The sequence below is a fragment of the Priestia sp. 53B2 genome, assembly GCF_056099005.1.
This window is the reverse complement of record NZ_JBLZXA010000033.1, coordinates 59136-77119: the sequence shown is the minus strand read 5'-3', so window position 1 is coordinate 77119 and position 17984 is coordinate 59136. Positions and strand designations below refer to the sequence as shown.

Genomic DNA, 17984 nt, shown 5'->3' with positions numbered 1-17984 from the left:
AACTAATACTTCTTACTGCTTCGCATATTAGAGGGTTGATACACTCTTACCTCTTTTGGGAAAATTAATCACCTTATTCTCACTAATAAATGTCGATCCTAAAAGAAGTGCGCCACCTAGTATTTAAACAATTGTCATATGTTCTCTTAGGATAACTGCAGAAATCAATATGGCTACAAATGGATCTACGTAGCTTATAGCTATACTTTGGACCTTTAACTTCTCCATACCTGAAAAAAACAACCAAAATCCACTACCAGTGTTTACAATTCCTAAAATGATTATAAAAGGGACGGACGATCTGGATACTCCAAAGATACCGAATCCTTCCGTCAAAAATACATATAGCAAGAGCAGTAAAGCTGTTATTCCAAGTTGGATGATTGTAATCTCTAACCTACCCATGAAGCGAATAAATTTATTTAGTAACATCAATGCAGCTGCGAGTAATCCTAAAAAAATCCCAAGTAAATCTTCCGTTCCAGAGGCACTTACACCGTTTCCAACAATCATTAACATACCTATTATCGCTATACCGATACACATAACTTTTTTGAGAGGTAATTGTTCTTTAAGGATAAATGGTGAAAGGATCATGACGAAAACGTCATTTTATTAATTAAATTTTCTTGACATAAAGTTCAGTTTAATAAATAATAAAAGCAATCCGACGACTATGTCGTCGGATTGCTTTTATTATTTATTGGGTGGTGCTAATTATGAAAGTGACAATTTTGACGTTAGGTAGTAGAGGAGATGTACAGCCTTATATTGCACTTGCTCGAGAAATGATTAAGAATGGACATGAAGTAGTCATTTGTACAGGTGCGACGTTTCAACATTTTATTGAAGAAAATAAGGTTTCTTTTCATCCAGCTTCAGCTGATTTGATGGCAATAATAGAGAGCGAGGAAGGAAGAGATATACTTAATGGTAAAAGGCTTTCACCTTTTAAAATAATAAAATTTTCAAAAGAAAAAATTGCTCCATCCTACAGAAAAAGTATGGATGATTTTTATCAGGCTTCACAAGGAGCAGATCTAATCATTTATCACCCTAAAGCTCTTGGTGGTGTTGATATTGCTCTACACTGTAATATTCCTTGTATTTGCTTACCGCCAGTTCCAATTATGTACCCAATTACGGAGTTTCCAAATTTCTCTTTATCGTCAAAAAAAAGCTTTGGTCCTACATTAAATAGATTGTCTTACAAGGTAGTGAAGTTTAGTGAGTTACCTTTTATGAAAGAAATCAACGATTTTAGAGAAAAAACGTTAAAATTACCAAAAAGAAAAGCCGGACTTTACACTTATGACATAAACGGATCACCTATTCCTATACTCTATCCAATTAGTCCTTTTCTTTTTAAAGAAGTAGATAGCTGGAAAGATTCTGTCTTTCTCTCAGGCTTCTTCTTTTTAGATTCAAAAGAAGAGACGCTACCGAATGAGATAGAAAACTTTCTGGAAAAAGGCAAGAAACCTATTGTAGTATCATTTAGTTCTATGCCTTTAAAGAATCCATCAATTTTTAAACAAAAGTTGTTTCAAGCATTAAAAGAGACGAACAATCGTGCAATAGTGTTAACAGGAACAAGTGGTATGAGGTTTAATCAAGAAGAGAATATACTCGCCGTTGAAAAAGCACCTCATAGGCTTTTATTTAAACGTGCTAAAGGTATTATTCATCATGGAGGTGTGGGAACAATGTCTGAAGCCTTATTGAGTGGTGTCCCACAAATTATCATTCCGTTTACAGTGGATCAACCGTTTTGGGCAAATCTCCTCTATAAAAAAGGGTATTCCATAAAACCTCTACAAGAAAAAAATCTCGAAGTGTTTGAATTGGTCCAAGCGTTAGAACAAGTAGAAAATAAAAAGTATATTGAAAATGCTCAAAAAATAAAGAGCATCATTCAATTGGAAAATGGTATACATCGATCAGTTAAATATATAGAAAGCGTAGTAGACAACATAAAAAAGGAGTAAAATATGCCTAAATTAACATTTTTTAAACTTACAGAGGAAAAGCAGAAAAATCTTATAGATGCGGCCATCTATGCATTCTCTAATTATTCGTTTAATGAGGTCAAAATATCAACAATTATAAAGGAAGCAAACATTCCAAGAAGTAGTTTTTACGATTACTTTATCAATAAAGAAGATTTATTCATGCATCTTTTATCTATTATTAAAGAAACAAAGCAAACTTATATGGCTCCATACTTACAGAATACCTCTTCCTCTTTTTTCGATAATTTTTATAATCTATTGAAAGCAGGAGCAATATTTGCAGCCCGGCATCCTGAGTATGAAAAACTATTATATAAATTATATGAAGATAAACAGCTTATGCATAATTTATTAGAAGAAAATCAACAAAGTGTTGTTAGCGTTTATGAAGAAATGATTAACAGTGGAATCAATTCAGGAGAGTTAAGAAAAGATCTTGATGCGAAGTTTGTCTCTAAGTGTATCTATCATTTATCAATAAATTTATTTGTAAACGAATTTAATGAAAGTAAGGAGGAAAGCCTAAAGGGTTATTTTGATGAACAAGCTGGAAAATTACTTTCTTTATTGAAAGATGGTATGAGCCTTTTATAAGACAAGGATCCAGACAATTTATCCATTAATTTATAGGAAAATATAAAAACTCCTTCTAAAGCAAATACATTAAGTCTAGAGACAAGTAAAGTTTAGACTTATTTAAGTATTATCTTATAAAGTTTTGAAATATCATTAAGTACAAAGTCCGTAAAAGTATACTTTATTGAACACTCCTTGAGCACCAATGCACACATTTTGTGTTAGTTTTTGCTGAGAGAAAGAGTAACTTTAGGGTTGCTCTTTTTTTTGTTAAATGTTATAATTTCCAAAATATAAAAATTCTACATGGTTTTAGTTTTGTAAGATAAAACTTATCGGAGAACCGCCTTACTTTTGTAGGGCGGTTTTTTCGTGCTATTTTTTTGGATGGTATCCGAGGTTTGCATTTACTTTTCCAGTTAGTCCATCGTTTTCAGCAGGAATTTTATTTCCGACAGATTGGGGTACATCTACTGGTTGGATACTTCCACCGTTTGTATCATAACTATTGCTATGATTGTTATTATCATGTGTTTGATTGAAACGGTGTTCTGGCATAAAAACACCTCCTAGTTGTATTACTTGATTGCGCTTTTTATTATTCTGATGGTTCTGATTTATATATGCGACCACAAGCTATCTTTGCTACAGCGATGCCACCGTCAGCCATTATTCCTTCAATTCCAGCACCATCAAAAATACTACTATCGTTAGCACATTCAACAGAAACTACAGCAACACAATTAGAATAGTTTTTATTTTCTCTTTCACTTTCACTATAATTTTTAGCTCTCTGATTTGCAATAGCGTTAACCTGTTCGCGTGCGTGCTTTCTAGGGTTAAATCCTCCAATAAGACCATCCTCAAACATCCCAGCAAAGGGGAGCATAAAAATCACTTCTTCCATTTTATTATTCACAAGGTCCAGAAGCATAAATTCGTCCACAAGCTATCCTTGCTGCAGGAAAGCCGCCTAAGGCACCTAGCCCTGCTCCTGCAGGTCCCCTAAGAGCAGCACCAGCTACCGCAAATCCAGCAGCTAACGCAACTACACAATCACAGTAATTTTTATTTTCTCTTTCACTATTACTGTATTCTTTAGCTTTCCCATCAGCATTATCTGTTACTGATTTAAAATCATCTGGATTTAAGTCTACTCCAAAATATTCTCCTGTAGAAACTTCTCCGGTTAAAACCTTGCTTGGATCAAGAGACCTAGCTGCTCTACGAACTGATCGAGGAGGTCTAAGTCTATCTCTTAATGACATTTAATTGACCTCCTAAACGTATTATTTGATTTGTGTTGAAGAAAATAAGAGGTAGTATGAGGAAATTACTAATACAACTACTCACGAAAAGACTTTTAATTTTGCGTATGAGTTCGCTAGCAACACGATTTTAGGCAAAAAAAGAGCAACTGTGATTATTTCGGCTGCTTTTAGTAGAGCTCATACATATTTGATGTATGAAATAAGCTATTTTCATCATATTTTTCGCATATAGGCAATTTTTTATAGGAGTTAACATATGTATAAAAGACAGCTTTTTTATACATTCTTTCTTTATCTATACCTCTGAGAAAGCCTTTCATATCAAGGGTGTATAAAAAGCTGCATAATTCGTAATAGGAATCTTTTTGAAACCCTTACTCCCATGAGGGTTCTTTTTGGTTTGTATTCCGGAAAGTCACATTATGTTAACTAAAGATGTATAGAGCATTCATCTCTAAAAACAAAATGCGTAAACAAATGTAAAGTATTATTTTTTTGTAAGGAGATGTATTATATGTCTAATTATAGAAAAAGGATGTTCCGAGGAGCAAAAATCGAAGATTGTATTTTAGATTTTATTGATATGGAAAAAGAGCTCACCAGGTCTATAAAGGTAACTGCAGGCGATGAGAGATTATTATTATCTGGCATGAGTAAAGCTTACCGTATGATTGTAAATCGTTTAGTAAGAGAATTCGATTATTCTAAGGGGGGAGTCGCTATGGATATAAAATTAACAGAGTTAATAGAGTCATTAGAAAAAAGAGCCTTAGATGCAAAAGAAAAAAGTAATTTTAACGAAATCAATATTTTAAAGGGTGGATTTTATGATGAAATTCCTGATGAGGCAAAAGAAGAAATAAAAAAAATACCTCTAGAATTACAAAAAGGTCTTTTTGAAGGTATGTCTATTGCATATGAAAAAATAAAAATTGATCTAGGATTGATTATTAAATCAGAAGACGTTGATAAGTTGAGCCATACAGAGAGGTTATCCGTAAATTATCAAAGAATGGCGGACATGCTTAAAGAAAAATTTGAGCTTGATAAGACTGATTATAGAAGTGGATATTTGCAAGGTGAAGCTTCTGCTTATCAAATGGTTGGAGAAGAGATACAGATGATTTTTCACATGGACGAATAGGAAGAAATTAGTTTATACCTAAGGAGGAGCGAGCCTATGCACTTTTTAAGTTGGTATGACTGGATTACTCCAACAAACCCTTATGCTGCACTATTGTTAGGGCTGATTTTTATAGCCCTTTTAGCTTTTATTATTTGGTTTCAGACTAAAAGTTGGAGCACACTCTTTATAAGCTTAACAACAGGTGTACTAGTAGTTCTTATAGGAGTAATAATACTCAATAGCATAGGATGGTATAATTAATTTGATAAAAATATATAAAAACACCTAATGATTTAGTTAGGTGTTTTTGTTTTTTTCAATAATTAGGATTATGTAAATTTAATTCGAGAATAATGTAACATATATATTGAATTATGTAACATATATGTTACACTTAAATCGGGAAGGAATTGGTTTATATTGAAAAACAACGTAAAAATATTTCGTGTACAGGCTGATTTAACTCAGCATCAATTAGCTGAAAAAGTTGGTGTTACTCGTCAAACCATTAGTTTAATTGAAAAAGGAAAATATAATCCTACATTAAAACTTTGCTTAGAAATATGCTATGCAGTCAATAAAACCTTAGATGAGATTTTTTGGGTTGATCAGGAGGAGATTTAAATGAAAGTAATAACAGATGAAAGACTTGTTATCAAAAACTTAAAAAATATTCGTTTTGCGTTTGCTTTTCAAACTTTGGCACTTGTGGGAATTATGATATACGACGGGATTACGAAAGGATTCAATAATATTACCAACAATCCTATATGGCTAGTCTTGATACTTACTAGTGTTATATTAGGTTATTTGAACTTAAGTATTTCTGTTGACTCATATGAAAATGAGAAACAAACTAGAAAAATGCCTTATTACTTATTAGTATTATGTTGTTTAGTTGTCGGAGTTATTTTTGGCTTACTAACAAAGATAACATCTGATAATAGCTTGGCTGATAGTATAATAATTGGTTCAGTTATATTTTTATGTTTTTTAGGAACTTTTTCATTTGGTTATTTTTTAATAAAAAAACGTTCTAAAGATGATGAAGAATAAACATAAACACTTCCTAAAATTTGTTTTATGTTAACTAATTCTACATGTTGTATAAAGATTATCCACTTCTTATTTTGAGTCTCTTAACTGTTAAGAAATAGGTGATAACTGGATTATTTGCCCTAAAACTTGAGAAGTAGAACTATTAGGATAAAAATTAGTATCGTATAGTATTAACCACTCAAGGGTACAAAATTTTACTCTTTGCTTACAATACGCTGTTAGTAATTTGTTGGGAGTTATTTAACAAAAAAGCTTCTAATAGTAAGAGCTTTTCATCCTTTTGTTCACCTCTTTGACTGCATGTGAGTCAACCTGATATGCCGATAAATAGTGCTCTCTATAATACTATTTATCATGTCTCTAAATCTTCTATGTATAAGGAAATATATAGTTCCATAAAAATCTCAGCAGAAGCAATTAAAGAACTCAACAGTATCGAATTATAAAACTGCAAATTGTTTTCTTATATAAGAAAGTGGTATTATTAGATAAGAAAATAAAAAAGTCTACCTATAGGAAGGGTGGCAAGGTTTTTTATGTTAGATGAAAAAAATCATCCAAGAGAAGGAAAAAGAGGACGTCCTCTTGATTTGTCGCGTAATAAAGTAATACTTGAAACAACTTTAGACCTATTAGCGGAAAATGGATATGACTCCTTAACAATAGATGCAGTTGCTATCAAAGCAAAAGTGGGAAAAGGGACCATTTATAGACGTTGGTCTTCTAAAATGGACCTTGTCATTGACGCTGCCACTTTAATGAGCCCTTTCGAGATATCAGTAAAAGAACTGAATACAAATCAAGACTTGAGAGGACAGCTAATTGATTTACTCACGCTATTCTTTCAGCAAGATAATGAAAAATATCAGAAAGCCACTAGTGCGATTTGTAATGCTGTTAACGAACAATTAGAACAAGGTATACGCGAGGCTTTTTACTGGCGTTACAGAAGTGCGATTGAATCGATTCTCGAGCCTTATATAAAGGAAAATTCAATTACTGATGATGATTTAGAACTCATGGCAGATATTGGCCCTGCACTACTTATGTATAAAATTCAATTTAAAAACCAATCTAATGATTCTCATTACATCGAACGAGTTGTTGATAAATTAATGATGCCTCTTGTATCATTGAAAAAAGTTTAAACAATTCCATATAGAAGAAAATTATAAAACCGAGCACATATATGATATGTGCTCGGTTTTATAATTATTAGTACTCGATTCCATCAAATATCTCTAAATGACTTCTTTCAAAACGTCCAAGTTTATGAAAAAACTGTATAGAGTTAAAAATCATATCGTACATACTTATAAAATTAAGATTTACTACCATTTAGTCCCATAATTCATTTTGCCGTGATTCTTTTGGGGGAACCTATCTGTTTAACTAAACAGAGTCGTTGTTTTTATTAATAATCTTATTTTTCGAAAAATCTTTCTATTAATTCTTCTACTGTTGGTATGTCTTTTATGATGTCGATACCATTATTTACAGAGATTATCCCTTCATCGAATTTCCCTTCTAACATTCCAGTCCTAAAACCACCTGTGATGTCCGAAGATGTATCTTCATTATTCTCATGTTTTTTGAGAATTATTTCTGCCTTTTTGGTTAGTATTGAGCGCAATGTTTTTACGATAAATGCCATATCCTCATGGCCTGAATCTAGGATTGCTTGTTTCGTTTCTATTGCTGATGGCGCTTCTTGTGTCGCAATAAATCTTGTCCCAATATAAACGCCTTCTGCTCCCAACGCAAAGGCTGCTTTTACTCCACGCGAATCGTTGATTCCACCTGCTGCTAACACTGGAATATTTACTGAATCAACCATCGTAGGTACCACTGTAAAGGTACCGACAGATTTTACTGGTAAACCTCCTCCTTCATCATATCCCGTAGCAACTAATAAATCTGCGCCCATTTTCTCTGCTACTTTCATTATTTCGGGTGTTGGGGTTATTGGTCTGTATATGATTACTCCATTATGTTCTTTTATTTTATCGAACAGTACTTTATTTGCTTCTCCTACAATTGCAAAATATTTTATGTTTTCCTCGAATGCTACTCTCAATAATTCATTATAGAAAGGATTATCTTTATCTCTTTCTTCTCCACTTGAAATAATATTTAATCCAAATGAACTACTTGTTAATTCTCTTGTTTTTCTTATTTCATTTCTCATTCTTTCTGCGGTTTCTTTTGGATCACTCGTTAATGTTTTTTGTCCAGCATTTGGCCCTAATATTCCTAATCCTCCTGCATTTGCTACTGCGGCTACTAATTGTGCATCTGTATTCCATGACATAGGGGCTTGTATTAATGGATATTTTGTATTTAATATTTCCGATACTCTATTTTTCATGTTGTTTTTCACTCTCCAAATTCTTGATTTATAGAACTAAGAAGTTCTATAAATAAATCTTAGCAAAGAAAATTACGGTACGCAACATTATCGTATTTAAATTTTTTGTTTATTAATCAAATCATAGATTTTCTTATCTAGGTTTCAATAATTGATTTCATTACTTTGTAATATGCCATTATTTAGAGTTAACAAATGACCTATAAGACGTGAAAAGAGCCTGAATTCCTTAGAAACAGGCTCTTTTTGGCTTAAATATATACTTTTTTTGCTTCTACGTTTAAAGGCAAAATATAAGCTTCCTTCATAAGACTTATCTATCTCTGGTTAAATCTACTGCCTTCTTCCTTTAAGTCTCACGATTCCTTCAATTTTGCTAAGCTGGTGTTTTTTAAAAAGGTGAAGTATTTAAAAGGTTATTTATAACTATCTATAGTCTGTATATGATTAGAATTTTTGAGGAGTTTCCTTCTAGTATTGATGTTTAGTTAAGTAAGCTATGAATAAGAATGCCATAATTTATAAAGCCGATTACATAATAAGATATGTAATCGGCTTCAAAATTCGGTTCACTATTTCAGTAATTACACTTGTTTTAATAGGATTGGCATCATTAATTTATCAACAACTCGTTCGATGTAATGAGAATTAGTAGACTGATTTCTAGAGTAAATATTATACATAACTAAAGCAGGGCCAATATCTGTAATGAGCTCTATATCGTCATCGGTAATATGATTTTCTTTTACATAAGGATCAAGCATTGATTCAATAACGTTCCTGTAGCGCGAGTAAAAAGCATCACGCAGCCCTTTTTCTAATTCTTCATTACAAGAAACACAATTACAAATTGCATTCATCGCTTTCTGATAATTTTTATTATCTTCCAGGAGTAACAGAGAAAGCAGCTCAATCAATTGTCCTCTCAGATCTTGATTTTTATTCAATTTCTCTTTTGCTATTTCGAAACGACTCATCGAAATAGCAGCGTCAAGGACAAGGTCCATTTTAGAAGACCACCGCCTATAGATTGTTCCCTTTCCCACTTTTGCCTTTGAAGCAACCGCGTCTAATGTTAAGGAGTCATACCCGTTTTCTGCTAGCAAATCTATAGTTGTTTCAAGAATTACCCTATTGCGTGATAAATCTAGAGGGCGCCCTCTTTTTATTTCTGTTTGTTGCTGTTGTTCATATATCATAAAATTCTCGACACCTTTCCTCTAGGTTAACGTTCTCATTTACATACATAATTATAGCATTTTTATCATACATTACGATAATGTTGCGTTCCGTAATTATCTATGCTATGATTTTACGGAACTTTAAAGTTCCATATATAAAAGATGCGGGGGAATCACATATGTCAACATCGTCCAGTAATAATTTTACAAAACGAAATATGGTAGCGAGAGTATTGGTTATCGGCGCAACTGGAAATGTGGGGTCACAAGTAGTCAAAGAGTTTGACAAAAATGATGAGGGTGTCGTCATTCGACTTGTGACAAGTCGTCCAGAAGTTGCTAAAAAGTGGCGGGCAGAGGGCCGTGATGCCGCCGTACTTGACCTTAATTGACCTGATACCTTCGCTGCAGCTCTAGAGGACGTGGACCGGGTATTTTTGCTAACTGGTTATACTTCTGACATGTTGTATCAAAGTAAAAAATTTGTTGATCCATCGGTCAATGCGAGAGTGACTCATATCGTCCATCTGGGTGTATTCACTTCGCGTCAGGATTTTATACCGCATTTTAATTGGCATGACCTTGTAGAAACCTATATTGAAGCAAGTGGAATCGCTTGGACACATCTTCACCCCAACGTGATTGCTGATACAATCTTTGCTTTTGCTTCAATAACCGAAACACATTCTTTTCCAGTCTACTGGAGTGACATGCCGCAAGGCTGGGTATTCGCACAAGATATTGCTGCTATTGCTGCTGCCGTGTTACGAGAGGGTCCCAAGAAGCACGGAAATGCTAATTACTGGTTGAGCACGGAGGTGCTGACAGGTCCTGAGGTCGCTGATATTCTAACTGAGGCATCAGGAAAAGAGATTAAATTGTATTACACTTGATTCTGCGGACTCGGAAGCGTATGCTGCTCAGATTACAACTGTTCCTGAGCGCGCCTATATGGAGAGCGCTGCTATAACCATGAAATTAGCTGCAGCTGGTCAAATGACCCTTCAGACTGTTGTTCACGATGACGTCTTAACAGTTCTAGGTCGTCGTGGGATTACCATGGCAGAATGGGGACGTCAGAACCTTTAAATAACGCTTTTAAAACGTGACGATGAGACAATTGCCCTATCTTTAAGAAGACCGCATATTTTGATTCAGCGTATCAACCATGAATATCAACCAACCTATATCTTATAAAGTATAGGTTGGTTGATGAGATATATACCGTATAAAAAAGGAGATAGGATTAATATGAACAAACAACAAAAAGGTATGGAAAGTTCTCGTATAAAGACTATACCCATTATTACATCATTTCTGATTGCCGGATTTATTGGTTTGTTTAGTGAAACAGCTTTAAATATGGCATTAAAAGATTTAATTTCTGGCTTTGGTATTCATGAAACTACTGCCCAGTGGCTGACAACAGGATACCTATTAACATTAGGAATTCTGGTACCTATTTCAGGTTTTATTCTTCAACGATTTACGACTAGACAGCTTTTCATAACGTCTCTTATTTCTTCCATCATAGGAACGTTTATTGCAGCTATCGCACCAACGTTTGGTGTACTAATGGTTGCTCGTGTAGTACAGGCAATTGGAACAGCTATACTTTTACCACTTATGTTTAATACTATCCTTGTTATCATTCCACCTCATAAACGTGGAAAATCAATGGGGATTATTGGGTTAGTCATTATGTTTGCCCCGGCTGTTGGGCCAACCGTAACAGGTTTAATTTTAAAAACATTAACATGGCACTGGATCTTCTGGATTTCGCTTCCATTATTAGTGGTTGCTTTAGTGTTTGGAGCTTTTTTTGTGCAGAACGTTACTACACCGACAAAGCCAAAAATCGATATAGTTTCGGTTGTTCTTTCAACGATAGGTTTTGGCGGAATTGTATTTGGATTTAGCAGCGCTGGTGAAGGTGGAGGCTGGGGAAGCTTACAAGTTATTCTATCTATTGTCATTGGAACTATCGCATTAATTGCGTTTTCTGTCCGTCAAACGAAGATGAAAGAGCCAATGCTAGACCTTAAAGCCTTTAAATATCCAATGTTTACAATTGGTCTTCTATTAATCTTAGTCTGTATGCTGATTATGCTTTCTGCAATGATGATTTTACCGTTGTATTTACAAACATCATTAGCTTTATCAACCTTTACAGCTGGTCTTATGCTTCTTCCTGGAGGAATTATTAATGGCATCCTTTCACCAGTTATGGGTGGACTGTTTGACCGTTTCGGCCCTAAATGGTTAGTTATCCCTGGACTTGTGATTGTAGCCGGCACAATGTATGGTTTTTCAACGATAACGCCGGAAACTTCAACAGGGTTTATTGTTGCTTTACACATTGCGCTTATGATATCTATTTCGATGATTATGATGCCAGCTCAAACGAATGGTTTAAACCAACTTCCATCTGAACTGTATCCTCATGGAACTGCTATCATGAACACCTTGCAGCAGGTTGCTGGTGCAGTTGGAACAGCTGTTGGTATTTCTATTCTTTCATCGGGTTCAAGAAGATTCCTTGAAAATGTATCAGATAAAATGGATCCGTTAAATCAAGTTCTTGCTTTTAACAACGGTGTTCAAAATTCTTTCATCTTTGCAGTTGTTGTCGCCATTGTTGGATTAGTGATTTCATTTTTCATTAAAAGAGTTAAGCTCAAAGAGGAAGCTAATTAACTATACACAATTGATTCTGTACAATAGCTAAAAAAAAGACTTCACAACTAGTGGAGTCTTTTTTTTAAACAATTAGTTTTTTAGTAAATCTATTACTCCTGTTTCTGTGATTTGACTATTCTTCATCATTCAACACTTGAAGGGTAATACTTACAGGTGTCCCACATAATAAAACGCGAATAAATAGTGTATACATTTACTCAGTTGAAAGCCTCACGAATATATAATTGTTCATTCTAAGCAACCGTATTTATTATAAGAAGTCATACCATTTTTATAAAATCAATTCGGTAATATTGAGTTCTATAATAAATCCTGTTATACTATTTACGGAACTGATTGGTTCTATATGTAAATATAGAGGCTTATTATAAAGAAATATTAGCCTAATAGGAGGAACTGAAGTATGTTAAATGAAAAAACTGAGAAGAGCAGAGAGATAGCCAAAAAGTTTCTGGAAACTTTATTTAAGGGTGACGTTGTAGGAATTGGAAACATGTTTGAAGGAAGTGATGCCGGATGGAAAGTATTAGGTGATAACCAAGGGTTTCCTGTTGCTCGTAAGTACGGTCCTAATGAAATCGGTGACTTGATCAAGGCGGTTAGCCCAGCCGCAGCACGAGGCGGTAACGTTGACGTACTGGGTGTGTTCGCAGATGGCGATAGAGCCTTTGTCGAAATTCATGTAAAAGGGACAAGTTTTTCAGGAAAGTCCTATGATAATCGAGTGCTTTTCTCGATTCATACGGGAGAAACAGGCATATTACTAATTGAAGAATATCTGGATACCCGTCATCTTCATGAATTGCTTTTCGATACGAATGCTGAATAAATAGGCTTCTCATATGGCGTAAGACAGAAATTCCCTACAGCTTTCCTTAAAGTGATTGAAAAGCTTGAATAAGCGTAAGGAATAGTAAACCGAAACTAGAAACCGAGCACCTAATATATGTGCTCGGTTTTTAAATGTTTAATAGTAATATGCGTTAAGTACTTAACTTAATTAATAATAAAGAAAGAATTCAAGCGTGAAGATCTTAATTCAAAGTACTTTACAACGCTAGCTAAGCTAAGTGGAGATTATTTAAAGATAAATAGCATCAATTCACAAAAAAAGAAAATCAATATTAGCGATTTAGAAGCATCTTTCACATAGAAAGATTTCCCTCATAATAACCGTCTTTTTAGACTAATAACGGCTTACCTCGTGATTTTAAAATGCAGAGAACTATTCTCTGACGAAATTAATTTTTATTTCTCGTATAACTAACTCTTTCGATACAAATTTTATTATTTTAAAACTACAGAAAAAAGACCAATTACAGAAGAGAAATATTAATTATTGTTTAGTGTTTTTGGAATTAAGCACTTTCTAATTTATTTCATGATTTTGTATAGCATATAGTAGAAATATCTAGATCTTTCTATTGCGTAATGACATATTATCTTATACTAATACAAAATTACAAATAGATATTATTTATATCTTATATGTAAATATTACAACTAACTTATATAAAATAATGTTTTATCTTTTACTCTAACTGACGACAAATTACGTATTTTTCTAATCATGAGATATAGATCATATAGTTATATAAAAAATGAGGTAAATTTAAAAGATATAATTTCTTTTATATAAAAATAATTATATTTTATCAATAAAAGTAATAGTTAACGTATTTTCTTAAAAATAGTGTTAGTCGTTACATATGTTGTAGAAAAAGCCTATATTTGTCGTCACTAAGTGTAAATAGTACAACTAATGATTTTAACGAAATACTTTATCATTTACTTAACTTAATGTGGTTAATTCTATCGGTATCAATAAAGTCTATATATTTTCTATATAGACTTTACCAATTCATTCTTATACTGAAGCTGAAACCTTTTGTTTTTTTCGTAAGCGTAAAAAGCCAGAAGCTGTTAAAACACCTAAAATAACTAAACATGTACCTATCACTTGAGGTAATGTAATAAGAGCACCGGTTAAAATAGAAAGGATCATGGTGACTACTGGAACTAAATTAAAAAATAAAGACGTATTACTCGCGCCAATCGTAGCCATTCCCTTATTCCACCACAGATAGCCTAATACACTTGTAAATAGAGCCATAAAGAGAATAGCTCCCCAAGCTGACCATATAACGTGAGACAAAGGCTGAGGGCTTGGTAAAAAAACTGTTAAGATTACAAGACAAAGAGAACCAATGATCATTGTATAAGTAGTGGTCTCCATTGAAGAACTACCCTTCAAATATTTTCTTCCTAATACACCATATAAAGCCCAACATAGGTTCCCTGCTAAGATAAGTAAATCACCTTTAGAGATGGATAGTGTTTGAATAATTTCCAACGAACCTTGCGTAAGTACAAGGATAACGCCTACTAAAGCAAAAGAGATACCCAGCAGCTGTTGTTTTGTGATTGGGTTCTTTAAAATAAAATAAGCAAAAAGTGCAGTTACCAGAGGATTAGTTCCCATAATTAGGGCCCCGTTTAAAGGGGACGTGTATTGCATTCCTAAAAAGAAAAAAGCATTGAACCCAAAAATTCCTACGATGCCGAGTAAGATATACATTTTCCAATGAACCCTAATGACTTTTAACTTCATTTGTTTTTGTAATCCTAATATAAGAACCATAACGAGTGCAGCAATCCCAAACCGCCATGCTGCAGCACTTGCAGGGGAGAAATACTGAACGGCATACTTAGCTAGGTTGAACGTAGCACCTGTAAATATAGCGAAGCCTATCAACATAAGGTATATTCTACTTTTCATCTTTCAAGTCTCCAATCATTGTTTCGTACGCCTCTAATTTCTCTCTTGTCACCTTCATAACAGTTTCAATCTCTTGTTTTTGCTTCTCTAAAAGAAGTAAGTGTTTGTTTAAAATATCCGCCCTCGTTTGAATCTTTTTTAATTGAATGGCTGCAGAATCAATATTTTCCAGGAGACATCCGTCTTTTAAAAATTCCTGGATATCTTCCAAAGACATCCCTGTTTGTTTTAACATTTTCATAAATTTGAGAAGGCGAATTTCACCTTCCGTATATCTTCTTTTTCCACCTTTTCTTAATGGTGAAGTTAATAACCCAATCTTTTCATAATAACGTAACGTATGAGCTGTGAACCCTGTTTTCGTAGCAACTTCAGATATACTATACATTTCCATTTCCTCCTTTCTTTACATGTTACAACTTAGAGTTAGCTCTAAGTCAACGATTAATTTGTAAACAATAAAAAAAGCCCAGATTTTTTCTGAGCCTCTTCGTTTAATTAACATAATGTAATTTATCGGCCACTAAACATTCAGTTTTCTAATTCATGTCATTCTTTATAGAATCGATAAAGTTAAATGCAATATTGGAAAGTTCATCTTTTTCTCTTGTACATAACGAAATAGGATTTTTTAAATTAACTTCTTCTACATGTACAATTGCTACTTGCTCTTGAGCTAAATGCTCATTCGCTTCAAGCGAGGACACAAAAGTAACTCCATATCCTGCAATCACTGTTCTGATTGTTTCATTCAATCCATTAATTTGTAATCCGATAATTGGCTTATTGACGTTGTAGACCTTGCAGAGAGAAAATAATTTTTCTCTTGAAGAACTGCCTTCTTCACGAAATACAAAAGGTTCCCTTACAATTTCAGATAATGTAACTTTCTTCCCAGCAAATTTATGATTTTTATGTACGATAAACAACATTTGATCTTCAAACAGTTCATTACTGGTGATTAATGAATTAAATTCCCTTCTACCGCCTATCAAAGCAATTTCAGCTTGGTAATTAATCAAATAATCAATTGCTTTACTAGAATTAGTAGTTGTTAATTCTACCTCTACTTTGGGGTATTGCTGTTTGTAGAGTCCAATCCATTTAGGCAGTAAAAAGTTCGCAGGAAGATATGTTGCGACAATACGTAGCTTTCCAGCTGTACCATCTCTGTATTGTTTAATAGAAGATTCAATCTCACATTCAAGAGAGAATAATCTTTTAGCGTGCTTAGCAAGTTGTTCACCAGCAGGAGTTAAAAAAATTCCTCTCCCTTTAGGAGATACTAAAGTTAAATCAATTTCTTGCTCTAATTTTTTTATCTGAGCTGTCACTGCCGGTTGGCTTATATTCAATTCTTCAGCAGCACGGGTTACACTTCTTTTTTCGGCTACCGTGTAAAATAATCTTAAAGCATGAAGATTCATATTTCGCTCCTTTAATCATAAATAAAAGTTATTAATACTAAATAAATATATATTAGATTTATAAAACTTCTTCCTTTATTCTAAAACTATAAAATGTAGTACTCAAGAATATTTCTTAATAAAGAGGTGAGAAGGGGATAGAGACTTCCCTTATAAAAATGAAATTAGTATGCATTGAATGCAGTAAATCAATTTCTTATGATCATTTTAGTTATCACTGTGAATGTGGTGGATTGTTTGATATCGTTCAGGACTTTCACAACTACGATGCAGAGCGATTAAAACGCTTATTTAATGAGCGTCTCTCAGAATGTATGACTCCTTATGCTAGTGGCGTATGGAGATATAAAGAATTAATCTTTCCTGAGTTACCTGAAGAATGTATTGTGACAAAATATGAAGGAAACACAGGGTTATATACGCATCCACTAATTCAAGATTATATCGGTATGAGAAAAATCTACTTAAAAGCACAGAGCGAAAACCCTAGTGGCTCATTTAAAGATAATGGAATGACCGTAGCTGTTTCTCATGGAAAATCCCTAGGGTATAAAAAATTCACTTGTACTTCAACTGGAAATACCTCTTCATCCTTAGCTATGTATGCTTCCATAGGAAATTCAGATTCTTACATTTTTGTCCCTAATAAGGATATATCGATGAACAAAGTACTACAAACGATCGCATATGGTGCTCATGTATTTAGTATTCCTGGAACGTATGATGATGGGATTGAATTTTTAGAGAAATATAGTGAAGATTTAGGTTTATATGTTTGTAATTCAATTAATCCGTTTAGAATAGAAGGTCAAAAAAGCATTATTTATGAGATTGCTCACTACCTAAATTGGAACCTACCAGATTGGATTGTTGTACCTGGTGGAGCTTTAAGTAACGCAACGGCATTAGGTAAAGGACTACATGATTTATTTACACTTGGATTGATAGATAAACTTCCGAGGATTGCAATTATACAGGCAGAAGGGGCGAGCCCATTTCACCAAATGATAGATCAGAAAATGAAAGAACTTATGCCTGATGTATCTCCATACACCAGAGCTTCTGCATTGAATATTGGAAATCCACCAAGCTGGAAGAAGGCAAAACATGCTCTAAAAGAAACAAATGGAATTACAGCTTCCGTATCGGACACCGAAATTCTTAATGCAAAAGCTATTATAGATAGCAGTGGGATTGGATGTGAGCCAGCCTCTGCAGCTACAGTTGCCGGATTGAAAAAATTAGTAGATCAGCAGAAGATTGATAAGGATGAGACCGCATTATGCATTCTAACAGGAAATATTTTAAAAGATACAGATGCTTTAAAGGAATATCATTCTGAAGATAATATGGTTGCAACTTTTAAAAATACACTACAAGCAACTTCCTTAGATTACAAAACTATTCAAAACTATATATAAATCCTTGTAATGATTCAGAAACCTCCTGTTACTTTCTCAGGAGGTTTCTGTGTACTGCATACCA

20 protein-coding genes and 2 pseudogenes are annotated in these 17984 nt (G+C 33.7%); 13 read left to right on the top strand and 9 right to left on the bottom strand.

Annotated features, from left to right (window positions below; genetic code table 11):
- Window positions 1-27: 27 nt before the first annotated feature.
- A pseudogene (locus tag ACN6NE_RS28685) lies at window positions 28-606 on the bottom strand (EamA family transporter); the annotation flags it as partial.
- Between the two features lie 113 nt (window positions 607-719).
- Between ACN6NE_RS28685 and ACN6NE_RS28680 the strand changes: the two are divergent.
- Together ACN6NE_RS28680 and ACN6NE_RS28675 are read left to right on the top strand one after the other, a co-directional pair.
- A complete protein-coding gene (locus ACN6NE_RS28680) occupies window positions 720-1988 on the top strand; it encodes a glycosyltransferase (RefSeq protein WP_474328731.1) in 1269 nt (422 codons plus the stop codon).
- A 3-nt stretch (window positions 1989-1991) separates the two neighbouring features.
- Window positions 1992-2606, top strand: a complete 615-nt coding sequence (locus tag ACN6NE_RS28675) for a TetR/AcrR family transcriptional regulator (RefSeq protein WP_474328729.1) — start codon at window positions 1992-1994, stop codon at window positions 2604-2606.
- A gap of 357 nt (window positions 2607-2963) precedes the next feature.
- Here ACN6NE_RS28675 and ACN6NE_RS28670 read toward each other — a convergent pair whose 3' ends face one another.
- From ACN6NE_RS28670 to ACN6NE_RS28660, 3 genes are read right to left on the bottom strand one after another with little or no spacing between them, the layout of a single operon-like run.
- Window positions 2964-3146 carry a hypothetical protein gene (locus ACN6NE_RS28670; RefSeq protein WP_129703728.1) on the bottom strand — a complete coding sequence of 61 codons (183 nt, stop codon included), beginning with the start codon at window positions 3144-3146 and terminating at the stop codon, window positions 2964-2966.
- Window positions 3147-3186: 40 nt separating this feature from the next.
- Complete coding sequence (locus tag ACN6NE_RS28665; RefSeq protein ID WP_474328727.1) at window positions 3187-3495, bottom strand: hypothetical protein; 309 nt, start codon at window positions 3493-3495, stop codon at window positions 3187-3189.
- 4 nt (window positions 3496-3499) lie between these two features.
- Window positions 3500-3856: a hypothetical protein gene (locus tag ACN6NE_RS28660; RefSeq protein ID WP_474328725.1), complete on the bottom strand. Its 357-nt coding sequence runs from the start codon at window positions 3854-3856 to the stop codon at window positions 3500-3502.
- Between the two features lie 517 nt (window positions 3857-4373).
- On the opposite strand from ACN6NE_RS28660, the gene ACN6NE_RS28655 reads away from it, so the two are divergent.
- From ACN6NE_RS28655 to ACN6NE_RS28635, 5 genes are all read left to right on the top strand, one after another.
- Window positions 4374-5003 carry a hypothetical protein gene (locus tag ACN6NE_RS28655; protein ID WP_474328723.1) on the top strand — a complete coding sequence of 210 codons (630 nt, stop codon included), beginning with the start codon at window positions 4374-4376 and terminating at the stop codon, window positions 5001-5003.
- A 36-nt stretch (window positions 5004-5039) separates the two neighbouring features.
- Complete coding sequence (locus ACN6NE_RS28650) at window positions 5040-5246, top strand: hypothetical protein (protein WP_043977124.1); 207 nt, start codon at window positions 5040-5042, stop codon at window positions 5244-5246.
- Window positions 5247-5405: 159 nt separating this feature from the next.
- A complete protein-coding gene (locus ACN6NE_RS28645) occupies window positions 5406-5609 on the top strand; it encodes a helix-turn-helix transcriptional regulator (protein WP_033580110.1) in 204 nt (67 codons plus the stop codon).
- Complete coding sequence (locus ACN6NE_RS28640) at window positions 5610-6041, top strand: branched-chain amino acid ABC transporter substrate-binding protein (RefSeq protein ID WP_474328721.1); 432 nt, start codon at window positions 5610-5612, stop codon at window positions 6039-6041.
- A gap of 539 nt (window positions 6042-6580) precedes the next feature.
- Window positions 6581-7192: a TetR/AcrR family transcriptional regulator gene (locus ACN6NE_RS28635; protein ID WP_129703621.1), complete on the top strand. Its 612-nt coding sequence runs from the start codon at window positions 6581-6583 to the stop codon at window positions 7190-7192.
- A 275-nt stretch (window positions 7193-7467) separates the two neighbouring features.
- On the opposite strand, the gene ACN6NE_RS28630 is transcribed toward ACN6NE_RS28635, so the two are convergent.
- Window positions 7468-8412 carry an NAD(P)H-dependent flavin oxidoreductase gene (locus ACN6NE_RS28630; protein WP_129703623.1) on the bottom strand — a complete coding sequence of 315 codons (945 nt, stop codon included), beginning with the start codon at window positions 8410-8412 and terminating at the stop codon, window positions 7468-7470.
- Window positions 8413-8996: 584 nt separating this feature from the next.
- Window positions 8997-9611: a TetR/AcrR family transcriptional regulator gene (locus ACN6NE_RS28625; RefSeq protein WP_129703624.1), complete on the bottom strand. Its 615-nt coding sequence runs from the start codon at window positions 9609-9611 to the stop codon at window positions 8997-8999.
- A gap of 161 nt (window positions 9612-9772) precedes the next feature.
- Between ACN6NE_RS28625 and ACN6NE_RS28620 the strand changes: the two genes are divergently transcribed.
- The 5 genes and pseudogenes from ACN6NE_RS28620 to ACN6NE_RS28600 all read left to right on the top strand — a co-directional run bounded on the left by ACN6NE_RS28620 (window position 9773) and on the right by ACN6NE_RS28600 (window position 13122).
- Window positions 9773-9985: a hypothetical protein gene (locus ACN6NE_RS28620; RefSeq protein WP_474328718.1), complete on the top strand. Its 213-nt coding sequence runs from the start codon at window positions 9773-9775 to the stop codon at window positions 9983-9985.
- Window positions 9986-10006: 21 nt separating this feature from the next.
- Window positions 10007-10486 (top strand): annotated as a pseudogene (locus ACN6NE_RS28615) (NmrA family NAD(P)-binding protein); the annotation flags it as partial.
- Between the two features lie 58 nt (window positions 10487-10544).
- Entirely contained in the window at window positions 10545-10682 is a 138-nt protein-coding gene (locus tag ACN6NE_RS28610; protein ID WP_407818455.1) for a hypothetical protein, read from the top strand.
- A gap of 162 nt (window positions 10683-10844) precedes the next feature.
- Complete coding sequence (locus ACN6NE_RS28605; RefSeq protein ID WP_474328716.1) at window positions 10845-12290, top strand: DHA2 family efflux MFS transporter permease subunit; 1446 nt, start codon at window positions 10845-10847, stop codon at window positions 12288-12290.
- Window positions 12291-12696: 406 nt separating this feature from the next.
- Window positions 12697-13122 (top strand): nuclear transport factor 2 family protein, encoded by a 426-nt coding sequence (locus ACN6NE_RS28600; protein ID WP_407818512.1) that lies wholly within the window; start codon window positions 12697-12699, stop codon window positions 13120-13122.
- Between the two features lie 1038 nt (window positions 13123-14160).
- On the opposite strand, the gene ACN6NE_RS28595 is transcribed toward ACN6NE_RS28600, so the two are convergent.
- The 3 genes from ACN6NE_RS28595 to ACN6NE_RS28585 all read right to left on the bottom strand — a co-directional run bounded on the left by ACN6NE_RS28595 (window position 14161) and on the right by ACN6NE_RS28585 (window position 16499).
- A complete protein-coding gene (locus ACN6NE_RS28595) occupies window positions 14161-15072 on the bottom strand; it encodes a DMT family transporter (RefSeq protein WP_474328714.1) in 912 nt (303 codons plus the stop codon).
- On the bottom strand, window positions 15062-15460 hold the full coding sequence (locus ACN6NE_RS28590) for a MerR family transcriptional regulator (protein ID WP_230185746.1): 399 nt from the start codon (window positions 15458-15460) through the stop codon (window positions 15062-15064). Before ACN6NE_RS28590 ends, ACN6NE_RS28595 begins: the two co-directional genes overlap by 11 nt.
- A 151-nt stretch (window positions 15461-15611) precedes the next feature.
- Window positions 15612-16499 carry a LysR family transcriptional regulator gene (locus tag ACN6NE_RS28585; protein ID WP_474328712.1) on the bottom strand — a complete coding sequence of 296 codons (888 nt, stop codon included), beginning with the start codon at window positions 16497-16499 and terminating at the stop codon, window positions 15612-15614.
- Between the two features lie 158 nt (window positions 16500-16657).
- On the opposite strand from ACN6NE_RS28585, the gene thrC reads away from it, so the two are divergent.
- Window positions 16658-17920: a threonine synthase gene (thrC, locus tag ACN6NE_RS28580; RefSeq protein WP_474328710.1), complete on the top strand. Its 1263-nt coding sequence runs from the start codon at window positions 16658-16660 to the stop codon at window positions 17918-17920.
- Window positions 17921-17984 lie beyond the last annotated feature (64 nt).